We start from the raw sequence: 13,472 nt of genomic DNA, 5'->3' as shown, positions 1-13,472 counted from the left end.
AGGACAACGGTGTCTGTGAAACCACCACGCCCGGCGCAGATCATCGCCGGTGCGGCCGCTCTCGCCCTGGTCGGGGCCGCCCTCACCGGCTGCTCGACGGCCGGCGGAACCGAGACCATCCGCTTCACGTTCAGCAAGCGAGAGGCGATCGAGTTCATGACCGAACTCGTCGCGCAGTACAACTCCTCGCAGGACAAGGTCCGCGTCGAGATCGACACCTCGGGTGTCGACGTCGTCTCGGCCAGCTTCGTGCGGGGCAACCCGCCCGACATCATGCTCGCCAACTACAACTACGAGATCGCCCGGTTCGTGCAGCGCTGCGCGCTCACCGATCTGTCGGGCACCGAGGCCGCCTCGACCATCCGCGACGACCTCCAGCCGCTCCTGGAGCAGTACGGGTCGTGCGAGGGTCGCACGAGTGCGCTGCCGTACTCGGTGATGGGCGCCTCGGTCATCTACAACAAGGAGATCTTCGCGCAGCAGGGGCTGGAGGTCCCGCAGACCTGGGACGAGCTCCTCGCGGTGTGCGACCAGCTCAAGCAGGCGGGCATCGACCCGTTCTACGCCACCTTCAAGGACGACTGGACGGTCGCGCAGGGCTGGTACGACTACACCGCCGGCGGCTCGGTCGACGTGATCGACTTCTTCGACACGCTCGCCACCGAGGGCACCGAGGTGGGCCCCGACTCGGAGGTCTCGTTCGAGAAGGACTTCGCCGAGCCGATGGATCGAATGATGACCCTGGTGCAGAACTACACCAACGCGGATGCCGCGAGCCGGGGCTACGGCGACGGCAACCTCGCCTTCGGCAAGGGCGAGGCCGCGATGTACCTGCAGGGACCGTGGGCGTTCAGTGAGATCGAGAAGACTGCGCCCGACCTCGAACTCGGCACCTTCCCGCTGCCGATGACCGACGACCCCGCCGACCTCGGCGTGCGCGTCAACATGGACCTCGCCGCGATGATCCCCGAGGGATCGCGCCACCAGGAGGCCGCCCGCGACTTCCTGGAGTACCTGTTCCTGCCCGAGCACATCGAGGAGTACAACGCCTCGCAGCTCGGCTTCACCCCGACGAAGGACGCTCCGGCGCCCGATGACCCGCGGGTCGAGGGCATGGTCGAGTACTACGACAACGGGCAGATCTACCAGGGCCCTTCGGTGCTCGTGCCCCGCACCCTTCCGGTCTTCAACTACGCGCAGGCGATGGTGCTCGGCGCGTCCACGACCTCCACGTTGCGCACCATGGATGCCGACTGGGCCAGGATCGCGTTCCGCGCGCCCATCCCGTCGACCCAGGACAACGCCTCCGGTGAGGACTCAGCATCCGGCGAGACAGAGGAGTCCACGCCATGACGAACACCGCTCTGCCCAATCCCGCGGCGACTCCCGCCGCGGCGAACATCACGAAGCCCAACACCCCGACGACCGACACCACGGCGATCGTCACGGGCGGCACCCGCAGGCTCGGTCGTCGCACCCGCAAGGTCGAGCCGATCTACTACCTGTTCCTGCTGCCGACGCTCGTGATCTTCACGCTCGCGATCACGGTTCCGGGCGTCATGGGCATCTTCTTCAGCTTCACCGACTCCATCGGCATCGGCGAGTGGAGCTTCAACGGGCTGACCAACTACATCGCGATGTTCAGCGACCCGGCCATCCTGCAGAGCTATCTGTTCACGTTCGGCTTCTCGATCGCCACGGTGATCGTCGTCAACGTGGTCGCGTTCCTGCTGGCGGTCGGCCTGACCTCCCGCATCCGCTTCAAGACCGGGCTCCGCACGATCTTCGTGATCCCGATGGTGATCTCGGGCATCATCATCGCCTACGTCTTCAACTTCCTGTTCTCCAACTCGCTCCCGGCGGCGGGCGCGGCCACCGGCATCCCGTGGCTGTCGACCAGCCTGCTCGCGAACCCCGATCTGGCGTGGGTCGCCATCGTGATCGTGACCGCCTGGCAGGCCGTGCCCGGCACGCTGCTCATCTACATCGCGGGCCTCCTCTCAGTGCCCGGCGAGGTGTACGAAGCCGCGAGCATCGACGGGGCGAACAAGACGCAGCAGCTGTTCCGCATCACCCTGCCGCTCGTCGCGGGATACGTGGTGATCAACGTGATCCTCGGATTCAAGGGCTTCCTGAACGCCTACGACATCATCGTCGGACTCACCAACGGCGGACCCGGAACCTCCACCCGCAGCGTCGCGATGACGATCATCGCGGGCTTCAACGGCGGCGACTACGCCTACCAGATGGCCAACGCGACGATCTTCTTCATCGTCGCCGTGCTCATCTCCCTGCTGCAGCTCTCGCTGACCCGCGGAAGGAACGCACTCTGATGTCGACGCAGACACTCACCACCATCCCCACCTCGGGCAAGAAGCCGCGTGTCCGCATGGAGCGCGTCAACTGGTCGGGCACGATCATCCTGATCCTGTGCGCCGTCACCGTGCTGCTGCCGCTCTACGTGACGATCTCGATGGCCTTCAAGACCACGGGCCAGGCGGTCGACGGCAACGCCTTCTCGCTGCCGGCTCCGTTCAGCATCGACGGCTTCGTCGAGGCGTGGAACCTCACCAAGTTCCCGGTCGGCGCCGGCATCTCGCTGCTCGTCACGGCCGGAACGGTCATCGCGACCATCGTGCTCGCCGCGTTCGCCTCGTACGCGATCGTCCGCAACTGGGACCACCGGCTGTTCCGCTACTCGTTCTTCTACCTGCTGGCTGCGATGTTCATCCCGTTCCCCGTGGTCGCACTGCCGCAGATCCAGCTGACCGGATGGGTGGGGCTCGACAACCCGTTCGGCGTGATCATCCTCGCGACGATGTTCCAGCTGAGCTTCAGCGTGCTGCTGTTCACCGCGTTCCTGCGGTCGATCCCGATCGAGCTCGAGGAGAGCGCCCGCATCGACGGTGCCACGACGTGGCAGACGTTCTGGCAGCTGATCTTCCCGCTGCTCGCGCCGATGAGCGCGACGGTCGGCATCTTCGCCTTCCTCTACGCGTGGAACGACTTCATGATGCCGTCGCTGATCATCTCCGACCCGGCGCTGCAGACGCTCCCGGTGCGGCAGAACCTCTTCCAGACCCAGTTCAGCAACAACTACAACGTGTCGTTCGCCTCGTACCTGATGGCGATGGCCCCGGCGATCCTGGCGTACCTGTTCACGCAGCGCTTCGTCATGGAGGGCGTCACGCAGGGCGCCGTCAAGGGCTGACACCTCTCACACCGCAGACCGCAACACGAAGGAGCAATACCCCTCATGACCGATGCGCTTCTCACCGAGACCCGCGACGACACGACGGCAGCATGGTGGCGACAGGCCGCCGTCTATCAGATCTACCCCCGCAGTTTCGCGGACGCGAACGGCGACGGACTCGGCGACATCCCGGGCATCGTCTCGCGGGCCGACTATCTGCGCGACCTCGGCATCGACGCCGTGTGGCTCAGCCCGTTCTATCCGTCGGCCCTCGCCGACGGAGGGTACGACGTGGCCGACTACCGCGACGTCGACCCCCGCCTGGGCACGCTCGAGGACTTCGACGACATGGTCGCGGCACTCCACGAGCGCGGTATCCGCGTGGTGGTCGACATCGTGCCGAACCACTCGTCGGATCTGCACGAATGGTTCCAGGAGGCGCTCGCCGCAGGCCGCGGCTCGGCCGCCCGCGAGCGCTACATCTTCCGTGAGGGTGCGGGCGAAGACGGCTCCGAGCCCCCGACCGACTGGACAGCCGCGTTCGGCGGCTCGGCGTGGGAGCGGGTCGACGACGGGCAGTGGTTCCTGCACAGCTTCGCCCCCGAGCAGCCCGACCTCAACTGGGATCACCCCGAGGTACGCGAGGACTTCCTGAAGACCCTGCGCTTCTGGTCGGACCGTGGGGTCGACGGCTTCCGCATCGATGTGGCGCACATGCTCACGAAGGACCTCAGCGAGCCGCTGCCGAGCACCGCTGAGCTCGAGCTGCTGCCGCATGACGGCAACCACCCGCTGCACGACCGCGACGACGTGCACGAGGTCTACGCCGAATGGCGTCGGGTCTTCAACGAGTACGACCCGCCCCGCACAGCCGTCGCCGAGGCGTGGGTCAGCACTCCCGAGCGTCGTGCCAAGTACGCGTCGGCCGAGGGTCTCGGGCAGGCGTTCAACTTCGACCTGCTCGTCGCCGACTTCGACGCGACGCAGTTCCGCACGATCATCACCGACAACCTCGCGCAGGCGCGCTCCACCGGATCGTCGACGACCTGGGTGCTGTCGAACCACGACGTCACCCGGCACGCGACCCGCTACGGGCTCGCTCCGCTAGCTGGTCGCACCGGGGTCAAGCAGGGTGTGGAGTGGGTCGCCGCCGGTGGGCCCGACGACCAGCTCGACCGTGAGCTCGGTCTTCGCCGGGCCCACGCGGCGACCCTGCTGCTGCTCGGCCTGCCCGGCAGCACCTACCTCTACCAGGGCGAGGAGCTCGGCATGCAGGAGGTCGCCGAGATCGGCCCGGACGACCGCCAGGACCCCGCGTTCTTCCGCGGGGCGGAGTTCGACGGGCTCGGACGCGACGGATGCCGTGTGCCGCTGCCGTGGACGGCATCCGGTTCCTCCTTCGGCTTCGGAACCGGCGACGCGCACCTGCCGCAGCCCGAGTGGTTCGCCGATCACGCGGTGGACGTCGAGGCGGCCGACCCGTCGTCGACGCTGTCGCTGTACCGCGAGGCGCTGCGCCTGCGTCACGAACTGCAGACCGACGAGAGCCTCGAATGGATCGAGACGGGGCGCGCCGACGTGCTGCGCTTCGCGCGTCCGAACGGTTGGCAGATCGTGACGAACTTCGGCACCGAGGAGTTCGACCTCGGGGCGGATGCCGCGGATGTCGTGATCGGCACGGTGGTCGACGGCGCTCTGCCCGGCGACTCGACCGTCTGGATCGCGCCGGGCCTGATCGGCTGAGCCGGCAGGGCGGCGAACGGCCGATTTGATAATGGTTCTCATTAGCGTTTAAAGTGGGAACATGAAGAAGCCGTTCGTCGCCCTCGCCCTCGCATCCGTCGCCGCACTCTCGCTGGCCGGATGCTCCACGACCCCCGCGGCGGGCGAGGGCGACAGCGGCACGGTCACGGTCGCCGCGAGCACCAACGTCTACGGTTCGCTCGCGGCCCAGATCGGTGGCGATCGCGTCGACGTGACCTCGATCATCACCTCGGCGACCCAGGACCCGCACTCGTACGAGGCCTCGGCCCGCGACCGCCTCACGGTGCAGAAGGCCGACCTGGTGATCGAGAACGGCGGCGGCTACGACGCGTTCATCGACACGCTGCTGCAGGATGCGGGAGACCCGCACGTGGTGACGGCCGTCGAGTTCTCGCACGACTTCCCCGGCAACGAGGGCCACGAGGGCCACGAGGGCGAAGAGGGCGCGACCGAAGAGGACCACGACCACGATCACGCCGAAGGCGAAGAGGGTCACGAGGGTCACGACCACATCGAGGGCTTCAACGAGCACGTCTGGTTCGACCCGCACACGATGATCCACGTCGTCGAGGCCATCGCTGAGGAACTCACCGAGCTCGACCCCGACGGCGAGGCGGACTTCACCGCGAACGCCGACGAGATCGTCGCCGACCTCGAGGGCTTCGAGGCCGACCTCGAGACGCTCAAGACGGATGCCGCCGGAGCGAACGTGCTCATCACCGAGCCGGTGCCGGGCTACCTCGCCGAGGCCGCCGGACTGACCGACGTCACGCCCGAGGGCTTCGCCGAATCGGTCGAGGAGGGCAGCGATGTCGCCCCCGCGACCCTGCTCGAGACCCTCAACGTGATCGAGGCGGGAGACGTGCGCGCGGTGCTCACGAACGCGCAGACCGGTGGCGCCGAGACGCAGCGCGTCGAGGATGCCGCAACGGCTGCCGGCATCCCGGTCGTGGCCTTCACGGAGCTGCTCCCCGAAGGATCGTCGTACTCTGAGTGGATGAGTGACGCGATCCAGAGCCTCGCCGACGCGCTCCAGTCGTGAGCGCCGCCGCCGACGCGCGGGCAGGAGCCGAGACGACGCACCCTGTGCTCGAGGTGCGGGGAGCCGCTTTGCAGCGTGGCGACAGGGAACTGTGGTCGGGCCTCGACCTCACGGTCGACCCCGGCGAGTTCATCGCCGTGCTCGGGCCGTCCGGGTCGGGCAAGACCACGCTGCTGCGCAGCATCCTGGGCCTCCAGCCGCTGTCGGCCGGCGAGATCACCATCGCGGGCGGGCCCGTGCGCAAGGGCAACCCGCGCATCGGATACATCCCGCAGCAGCGCTCGCTCGCCCCGGACACGAGCATGCGGGCGCGCGATCTGGTGGCGCTCGGAGTGCAGGGCAGCCGGTTCGGCTTCCCTGTTCCTCACCGCGGCGACAAGGCCAAGGTCGACGAGCTGCTCGCCTCGGTCGGGGCCTCGCACTACGCCGACCGTCGGGTCGGACTGCTCTCGGGCGGTGAGCAGCAGCGACTGCGCGTCGGGCAGGCACTGGCCGACGAGCCGAGCCTGCTGCTGTGCGACGAGCCGCTGTCGAACCTCGACCTCGCGAACCAGGTCGCCGTCACCGACATCATCGACCGGCAGCGCCGTGACCGCGGCGCAGCAGTGCTGTTCGTGACGCACGACATCAACCCGATCCTCGGCCGCGTCGACCGCATCCTCTACATCGCCGGAGGCCGCTTCGTGCTCGGAACGCCCGAAGAGGTGCTGCAGACACGCGTTCTGACCGAGCTCTACGGCACTCCGGTCTTCGTGCTGCGAGCCGGCGACCGACTGGTCGTCGTCGGGGTTCCGGATGCCGAGCCCCACCACGAGCACGCGCACGACCACGACCACGGAGGTGCGGCATGAACGTCATGACCGGCATCGTCCAGGCGGTCGACTGGAGCGACGTCTTCTCGTTCCAGGACTACGGCGAGCTCGTCGCCCTGCTCGCGAACTCGATCATCGCGGGCGCGGTGCTCGGCATCGTCGGCGGACTCATCGGCGTCTTCGTGATGCAGCGCGACCTCGCGTTCGCGGTGCACGGAGTCAGCGAGCTGTCGTTCGCCGGTGCGGCCGCAGCCCTGCTCTTCGGCGGGAGCGTGGTGGTCGGATCCCTCGGCGGTGCGCTCGTCGCGGCGATCCTCATCGGCATCCTCGGATCCAAGGCCCGCGACCGCAACTCGATCGTGGGCGTCCTCATGCCGTTCGGCCTCGGCCTCGGCATCCTGTTCCTCTCGCTCTACGACGGGCGCAGCGCCAACCGCTTCAGCCTGCTCACCGGGCAGATCGTCTCGGTCTCGAGCCCCGACCTCGGCTGGCTGCTCGGCATCAGCATCGTCGTGCTGCTCGGACTGCTGCTCATGTGGAACCCGCTGCGCTTCGACTCGCTCGACCCCGAGTCCGCCGCCGCCCGCGGCGTGCCCACGCGTGCGGTGAGCCTGCTGTTCATGGTTCTGCTCGGTCTGATCGTCGCGGTCAGCGTGCACATCATCGGCGCACTGCTCGTCATGGCACTGCTCGTGACACCCGCTGCCGCCGCCATGCGCATCACCGCGGGGCCGGTGGCCGTGCCGCTGCTCGCGGCGCTGTTCGGCTTCGTGTCGGCCGTCGGCGGCATCCTGCTCGCGCTCGCCGGCACCCTGCCGGTGAGTCCGTACATCACCACCCTGTCGTTCACCATCTACGTCGTGTGCTGGATCGTCCAGCGCGCCCGCGGCGGAGTGCGCCGCGTGCGCGCCTGACGCTCCCAGGGCCCGGCAAGGGCGGCGCACCTAGAATCGTCGGTATGGCTCAGCGGAACACCTGGCAGCGCGAACGCGTGCGCGAAGCTCTCGCCGACGCGCGCGGTTTCGTCAGCGCGCAGAATCTGCATGCCTCGCTCCGCGACGACAACACCGGCATCGGCCTCGCCACGGTCTACCGCGCGCTGGCCGGACTCGCGGCATCGGGCGATGCCGATTCGCTGCAGAGTCCCGAGGGAGAGGCGCTCTACCGCGCCTGCACGACCCAGGGCCACCACCACCATCTGATCTGCCGCAACTGCGGGCTCACGGTCGAGATCGAGGCCACCGACGTCGAGCAGTGGGCGCACCGCACCGCCGCTCTGCACGGATTCACGGATGCCGCGCACGTCGTCGACATCTTCGGCCTGTGCGCCTCCTGCACCAACAAGCGCGACGCCGAAGAGGCAGCGAACGCGTGACCGCCCAGGCCGCCCCACGGACGGTGCACGCGCACCGACCCTCCCGATCCCCGCGCTCGCCGTGGATCGGGGTGGCGCTCGGCGCCGCGATCGTGGCCGCGCTCTTCCTGGTCGACCGGTTCCTGCCGACCCTCTACACCGCCTCCCTGCCGAACCGCGCCCAGGATGGCCTGACGCTCGCGCTGAGCGTGCTGATCGAGGCCCTGCCGTTCGTGATCCTCGGCGTGCTGCTGTCGATCGTCGTGCAGGTGTGGCTTCCCGCCGACGTCATCCACCGCTGGCTCCCGAAGCGCGCCTGGGCGCGCCGCGCCGTGCTGTCGCTGCTCGGCATGCTGATCCCGGTGTGCGAGTGCGGAAACGTGCCCTTCGCCCGCGGCCTGATGATGCGAGGACTCGCCCCCGCCGAGGCGCTGACCTTCCTGATCGCCGCGCCGATCGTCAACCCGATCGTGATCCTCACGACGCACGCCGCGTTCGGCTTCGACGACGGCATCCTGGTGGCCCGCTTGATCGGCGGCTACCTGATCGCGAACCTGATCGGCTGGATCTACAGTCGTCACCCCTCGCCCGACTCCCTGCTCACGCAGCGCTTCATCGACACGTGCGACCGCGTCGCCCACGAGCCGGGCACCCCGGTGCGTCGGAGCCTCACGCAGTTCCTCGTCGAGCTGCGCGCGGTGATGCCGGCGCTCGTGATCGGCTCGGCCCTCGCCGGGGCCGTGCAGGTGCTCATCCCTCGCGATGTGCTGCTGGCGATCGGATCGAACCCGGTGCTGTCGATCCTGGCGATGATGGCCCTCGCCATGACCGTCGCGATCTGCTCCAACGTCGATGCGTTCTTCGCGCTGTCTTTCGCTTCGACGTTCTCGTCGGGCGCGCTCGTGGCATTCCTGCTCGTCGGTCCACTGGTCGACGTCAAGATGCTCGCGCTCATGCGCACGACCTTCACGACCCGCACGCTCGTCGGCATCGTGGGCGTCGTGCTGTTCGCCGCCTTCGCGATCGGGATCGGGGTGAACGTCTTTGTCTGAGCGCACGCACACGCACACCGATCACGAGCCCTCCCGCGCCCGCGCCCGCGCCCGCGCCCGCGCCCTCGGCTCGCGCTGGCTCGGCATCGGCCTCGCCACCGTCATCTCGGTCGTCACTCTCGGACTCGGGCTCACCGGTCGGCTCAATCTCTACATCAGCCCCGAGTCGGTGTGGTTCGCGTGCGCCGCGGCCGTCGTCACTCTCGCGGGCGCCATCTGGTCGTGCACGCTGCCGCTCGGCGAAGAGGGCGATCACGGACACGACCACGGCGACGCCCACGACGAGGATGCACCGGCCGCACCCCGCCGGACTCTTGCCGTCGTCGGCACGGTCACGGGTGGGGTCGTCGCCTCCGGGGTGGTCCTCGCCGCCCTCGTGCTGCCGCCGGCATCGCTGTCGGTCGAACTCGCGATGTCCCGGGTCGGCGAGCAGACGGCGCTGTTCGCAGGCGCCGACGACGTGACCCTCGGAGTCGCCGACACCTCGACGTTCGGTGTGGGCGACTGGGCGAGCGTGTTCGCGACGGCGACCAACACCGCCGCCTACGACGGCAAGACGGTCACGCTGACCGGATTCGTGACCCCCACGGATGCCGATGAGGTCAACCTCACGCGCCTGGTCATCACGCACTGCGTCATCGACGCGCAGCCGGCGACCCTGCCCGTGACGATCGATGCGGGCGAGTTCGACACCGGCCAGTGGGTCGAGGTCGAGGGCACGATCAAGGCGGATGCCGACGGATCGCTGCACGTCGAGCCGAGCTCGGTCACGCCGATCGACGAACCGCAGGATCCGTATGAGTACTGACGACGAGCACCCCGAGGTGCCGGCGGCGCCTCGCACGCGCGCCGAGATGCGCGCCGCCCGCGAGGCCGAGGCCGCGGCGGCTTCCGCGTCGAATGACGACGGCGGAGCCGACCGCGACGACACCCGCCCCGCGGCGCGCCCGAAGGGTGACGAGCGGCCGACGCGTTCGACCTTCGTCCCGCCGGATGCGGACTCGACGACGACGTTCGCGGCTCACTCCTCGACCGACTACGTGCCCCCCGCTCCCTCTGCGACCGATGAGTCATCCCCGGCACCGGAGAAGCGGAAGTCGGCAAAAGCGCCGAAGCCCGCGAAGGAGCCGAAGCCCGCCAAGGAACCGAAGCCCGCGAAGGAGCCGTCGGCCCCTCGCGACCGCCGATTCCTGCTGGCTCTCGGCGCCGTGCTCGGCATCCTCGTGCTGGTCGGCGCCGGACTCGGCGCCGTCAGTCTGACCCAGGGGCCGCGCATCACCGAGGTGCAGGTGAACCCGACCGAGGCGATCGAGACCTCGGGCAGTCGCGTCATCCTCACGGCGAACCAGTCGCTCGCCGCGATCGACGAGTCTCAGGTGACGGTCGAGCCCGCAGTTCCCTTCACCCTGGATGCGGCGGGCCGCGGCATCGGCATCCGCTTCACCGTGCCGCTCGACGACGACACTGACTACACCGTGAGCGTCGCCGACGCGGTGGGCGCCGGAGGCGGACCGGCAGCGACCCTCACGACGAGCTTCTCGACTCCCGCGTCGAGCATCTTCCTGCTGCGCCGAGACGTGGAGGGCAAGGACACGATCTTCCGCACCGATCTCTCGGGCGAGGAGGCCGTGCCGGTGTTCACCGCCGACAGCATCAACGACTTCCGTGCGACGTCGTCGCAGCTCGTCGTCTCGCTGGAGGAGGACGAAGGCTCGAAGCTGCTCGTGATGGACCGCGAGGGCAAGAATCAGCGCGAGCTGCCGCTCCCCGGGGTCGGCTACGTCGGCGCGATCCAGGTCTCGGACCGCGGCGGACTGGTCGGCTACAGCTACTCCGACAAGGAGCTCAGCGACACCGAGGGGCGCGCGAGCGTGCTCGTCACCCAGTCGCTCAGCGGCGACGACGAGCCCGTGGTCACCGAGGTCGGCGGCAAGGAGGCGAACATCTTCGTCTGGCAGTTCGTGCCTGACAGCGCCGCCGTGCTGTTCATCGACTTCGACGGCGCGCTGTCGCTGGTCGACCGCTCGACGGATGCCGGTGTGCAGTCCCTCGGGCTCGCGACCACCATCCAGGGCGTCTCCCGCGGCACATACACGGCGATCGTCGAGCGACTCGACGGCTCGGTCGTCGAGCTGAACCTCACCGACGGCACCGAGGTGCCGCTCGAGGCGTCCGATCCCGATTACGGCACGGCGACGACGATCACGCCCTTCCCCGGAGGCACGCTGCGCCACGTCGTCGCGCGGGCTGCCGACGGCATGCCGACGGGGCAGGCCGTCGTGCGGGTCGACGACGACGGGAAGGCGACCCCTCTGGTCGAGGTCGATTCGACGGATTCGATCCTGCAGGCATGCGCCTCGCCCAGCGGGCAGTACGCCGCGGTCGTGATCGCTCCCGACCTCGCAGACAACCCCTACGACCAGATGCTGCTGCCCCTGCCGCAGAACCTCGAGACGCACCTGCTCGACCTGCGCACCGGCGACGAGGTCGTGGCCCTCACCGGCTTCGACGCCTCGTGGTGCCAGACGGCTCCCCAGTTCTAGGCGCCATGTCGTCGGATCCGCTGCACCGCGCCACCCGCGCTGAGCTGGGCGGGCTGGCCGTCGATGTCGCCCCGCTGCTGCTCGGGGCGGAGCTGCGCACTGTCGTCGCGGACTCCGAGGTCCGCCTGCGGCTCACCGAGGTCGAGGCGTATCACGGGCACGGCACCGGACCCCGGGCCGACCCGGGTTCGCACGCGCGCATGGGCCGAACAGCGCGCAACGCGACGATGTGGGGCGAGCCGGGGCACTTGTACGTCTACCTCAGCCACGGCATCCACTCGTGCGTCAATGTCGTGTGCGGGCCGGAGGGCCAGGCGGGCGGAATCCTGATGCGCGCCGGCGAGGTGCTCTCCGGAGTGGATGCCGTCGCCGTGCGCCGTCACGCATCGACACCCCTCACGAAGACGGCGCTGCGCGACCTCGCGCGCGGCCCCGGCCGTCTCGGTCAGGCGGTGGGGCTGCGGCATCCGATCCACGACGGCATCGACGCGATCACCGGCGAGGAGTTCGAGGGGGCCCGCGCCGAGCTGTGGCTGCGCGACGACCCGGTGGTCGAGGTCGCGACAGGGCCGCGCGTCGGGGTCGGGGGCATCGCCGGCACCGAGGCGTTCCCGTGGCGCTTCTGGATCGCGGGCGATCCCACCGTCTCGCCGTTCCGCTGGGGGAGGGGCGCTCAGGCCGAGTCTCTCCACACGACCGGCGTCGGCAGCATGATCCCCGCGCGCGGACGCTGATCGTCGCGCAGCTGCGCGAGCACGGATGCCGCGGCGGCCGCGCCGAGTCCTTGGGCCGGCTGGTCGACCGTCGAGAGCTGCGGTGTGGTGCGGGTCGCCCACGTGCTGTTGTCGAAGCCGACCACGCCCACGTCTTCCGGAACGCGTCGCCCTGCTTCGCGGAGCGCCCACATGGCGCCGGCCGCCACCGCGTCGGAGGCGGCGAACACCCCGTCGATGTCGGGCACGCGCTCGAGCAGTCGGGTCATCGCCGCAGCGCCGTCGGCGTATGAATACAGCGGCACCTCTTCGACGAGGGTCGGGTCGAAGGCGGAGCCCAGCGCGTCGGTGAATCCGGCGAGGCGATCGGTGCCCGAGTCGCGGTCGAGGGCCGCGGCGATCATGCCGACCCGCGTGCGCCCCGTCGCCAGGAGGCGTGAGGTCACAGCCTGTGCGGCACCGCGGTTGTCGACGCCGACCCAGGCGGCGTCGACGTCGGGCGGGTGGCCGACGTAGGTCACGGGCAGGTCGAGTCGCATGACGGCCTTGGTGATGGGATCCTGCGCACGGGCCGAGACGATGACGGCGCCGTCGACGAACCCGCCGTTCAGGTAGCGAGCGACGCGTTCGGTGTCTCGGACGGAGTCCACGACGAGACACACCATTTGGTAGTCCGCCTCGGACAGCGTCTCGTTCGTGCCGAGCATGATCGCGCCGATGTTCGGGTCCTCGAGGAACAGCGCGTGCGGCTCGTGCACGATGAACGCGATGGCCTGAGTGCGCTGGCGCACGAGGTTCTGCGCGGCGGTGTTCGGCACGTAGCCGACCTCGCGGATCGCGTTTTCGATGGCGGTGCGGGCGGAATCCGACACGTAGCCGCCGTTGATGACGCGGCTGACGGTTCCCCTGGACACCCCGGCCACACGCGCCACGTCGTGCACGGTGCTGCGACGACGGGCGGAAGTGCTCATGATCCACAGCCTAGCGACCCGGACTTGA

13 protein-coding genes are annotated in these 13,472 nt (G+C 69.2%); 12 read left to right on the top strand and 1 reads right to left on the bottom strand.

From position 1 onward, the window contains the following. Nucleotides 1–9 precede the first annotated feature (9 nt). From OD997_RS11895 to OD997_RS11840, 12 genes are all read left to right on the top strand, one after another. Nucleotides 10–1,353, top strand: a complete 1,344-nt coding sequence (locus OD997_RS11895; protein ID WP_434331756.1) for an ABC transporter substrate-binding protein — start codon at nt 10–12, stop codon at nt 1,351–1,353. After that, nucleotides 1,350–2,333, top strand: a complete 984-nt coding sequence (locus OD997_RS11890; RefSeq protein WP_434331755.1) for a carbohydrate ABC transporter permease — start codon at nt 1,350–1,352, stop codon at nt 2,331–2,333. The genes OD997_RS11895 and OD997_RS11890 overlap by 4 nt, the downstream gene beginning before the upstream one ends. Continuing rightward, nucleotides 2,333–3,211 carry a carbohydrate ABC transporter permease gene (locus OD997_RS11885; RefSeq protein WP_210096254.1) on the top strand — a complete coding sequence of 293 codons (879 nt, stop codon included), beginning with the start codon at nt 2,333–2,335 and terminating at the stop codon, nt 3,209–3,211. The genes OD997_RS11890 and OD997_RS11885 overlap by 1 nt, the downstream gene beginning before the upstream one ends. 45 nt (nt 3,212–3,256) lie before the next feature. Next, nucleotides 3,257–4,936, top strand: a complete 1,680-nt coding sequence (locus OD997_RS11880) for a glycoside hydrolase family 13 protein (RefSeq protein WP_434331754.1) — start codon at nt 3,257–3,259, stop codon at nt 4,934–4,936. 61 nt (nt 4,937–4,997) lie between these two features. Continuing rightward, nucleotides 4,998–5,999 (top strand): metal ABC transporter solute-binding protein, Zn/Mn family, encoded by a 1,002-nt coding sequence (locus OD997_RS11875; RefSeq protein ID WP_434331753.1) that lies wholly within the window; start codon nt 4,998–5,000, stop codon nt 5,997–5,999. Further along, nucleotides 5,996–6,850, top strand: coding sequence for a metal ABC transporter ATP-binding protein (locus OD997_RS11870; protein WP_434331752.1), 855 nt, complete (start codon nt 5,996–5,998; stop codon nt 6,848–6,850). The genes OD997_RS11875 and OD997_RS11870 overlap by 4 nt, the downstream gene beginning before the upstream one ends. Before the next feature lie 5 nt (nt 6,851–6,855). Further along, nucleotides 6,856–7,725 (top strand): metal ABC transporter permease, encoded by an 870-nt coding sequence (locus tag OD997_RS11865; protein WP_056312103.1) that lies wholly within the window; start codon nt 6,856–6,858, stop codon nt 7,723–7,725. A gap of 44 nt (nt 7,726–7,769) precedes the next feature. Continuing rightward, nucleotides 7,770–8,186: a Fur family transcriptional regulator gene (locus OD997_RS11860; protein WP_056311218.1), complete on the top strand. Its 417-nt coding sequence runs from the start codon at nt 7,770–7,772 to the stop codon at nt 8,184–8,186. Next, entirely contained in the window at nt 8,183–9,217 is a 1,035-nt protein-coding gene (locus OD997_RS11855) for a permease (RefSeq protein WP_434331751.1), read from the top strand. The genes OD997_RS11860 and OD997_RS11855 overlap by 4 nt, the downstream gene beginning before the upstream one ends. Beyond that, entirely contained in the window at nt 9,210–10,025 is an 816-nt protein-coding gene (locus OD997_RS11850; protein ID WP_434331750.1) for a TIGR03943 family putative permease subunit, read from the top strand. Before OD997_RS11855 ends, OD997_RS11850 begins: the two co-directional genes overlap by 8 nt. Continuing rightward, nucleotides 10,015–11,760 (top strand): hypothetical protein, encoded by a 1,746-nt coding sequence (locus OD997_RS11845; protein ID WP_434331749.1) that lies wholly within the window; start codon nt 10,015–10,017, stop codon nt 11,758–11,760. The genes OD997_RS11850 and OD997_RS11845 overlap by 11 nt, the downstream gene beginning before the upstream one ends. 5 nt (nt 11,761–11,765) lie before the next feature. Beyond that, nucleotides 11,766–12,494 carry a DNA-3-methyladenine glycosylase gene (locus OD997_RS11840; protein ID WP_434331748.1) on the top strand — a complete coding sequence of 243 codons (729 nt, stop codon included), beginning with the start codon at nt 11,766–11,768 and terminating at the stop codon, nt 12,492–12,494. Here OD997_RS11840 and OD997_RS11835 read toward each other — a convergent pair. Then, on the bottom strand, nt 12,434–13,444 hold the full coding sequence (locus tag OD997_RS11835; protein ID WP_434331747.1) for a LacI family DNA-binding transcriptional regulator: 1,011 nt from the start codon (nt 13,442–13,444) through the stop codon (nt 12,434–12,436). The genes OD997_RS11840 and OD997_RS11835 overlap by 61 nt on opposite strands. Nucleotides 13,445–13,472 lie beyond the last annotated feature (28 nt).

The sequence above is a fragment of the Microbacterium sp. CGR1 genome, assembly GCF_051062835.1.
In the GTDB taxonomy this organism is placed as follows: Bacteria; Actinomycetota; Actinomycetes; order Actinomycetales; family Microbacteriaceae; genus Microbacterium.
This window is presented reverse-complemented; position numbering and strand designations above follow the sequence as displayed.

Coding starts and splice junctions, on each gene's coding strand:
- OD997_RS11890 (WP_434331755.1), top strand. CDS start 1,350: ATGACGAACACCGCTCTGCCCAATCCCGCGGCGACTCCCGCCGCGGCG.
- OD997_RS11885 (WP_210096254.1), top strand. CDS start 2,333: ATGTCGACGCAGACACTCACCACCATCCCCACCTCGGGCAAGAAGCCG.
- OD997_RS11880 (WP_434331754.1), top strand. CDS start 3,257: ATGACCGATGCGCTTCTCACCGAGACCCGCGACGACACGACGGCAGCA.
- OD997_RS11875 (WP_434331753.1), top strand. CDS start 4,998: ATGAAGAAGCCGTTCGTCGCCCTCGCCCTCGCATCCGTCGCCGCACTC.
- OD997_RS11865 (WP_056312103.1), top strand. CDS start 6,856: ATGACCGGCATCGTCCAGGCGGTCGACTGGAGCGACGTCTTCTCGTTC.
- OD997_RS11860 (WP_056311218.1), top strand. CDS start 7,770: ATGGCTCAGCGGAACACCTGGCAGCGCGAACGCGTGCGCGAAGCTCTC.
- OD997_RS11845 (WP_434331749.1), top strand. CDS start 10,015: ATGAGTACTGACGACGAGCACCCCGAGGTGCCGGCGGCGCCTCGCACG.
- OD997_RS11840 (WP_434331748.1), top strand. CDS start 11,766: ATGTCGTCGGATCCGCTGCACCGCGCCACCCGCGCTGAGCTGGGCGGG.
- OD997_RS11835 (WP_434331747.1), bottom strand. CDS start 13,444: ATGAGCACTTCCGCCCGTCGTCGCAGCACCGTGCACGACGTGGCGCGT.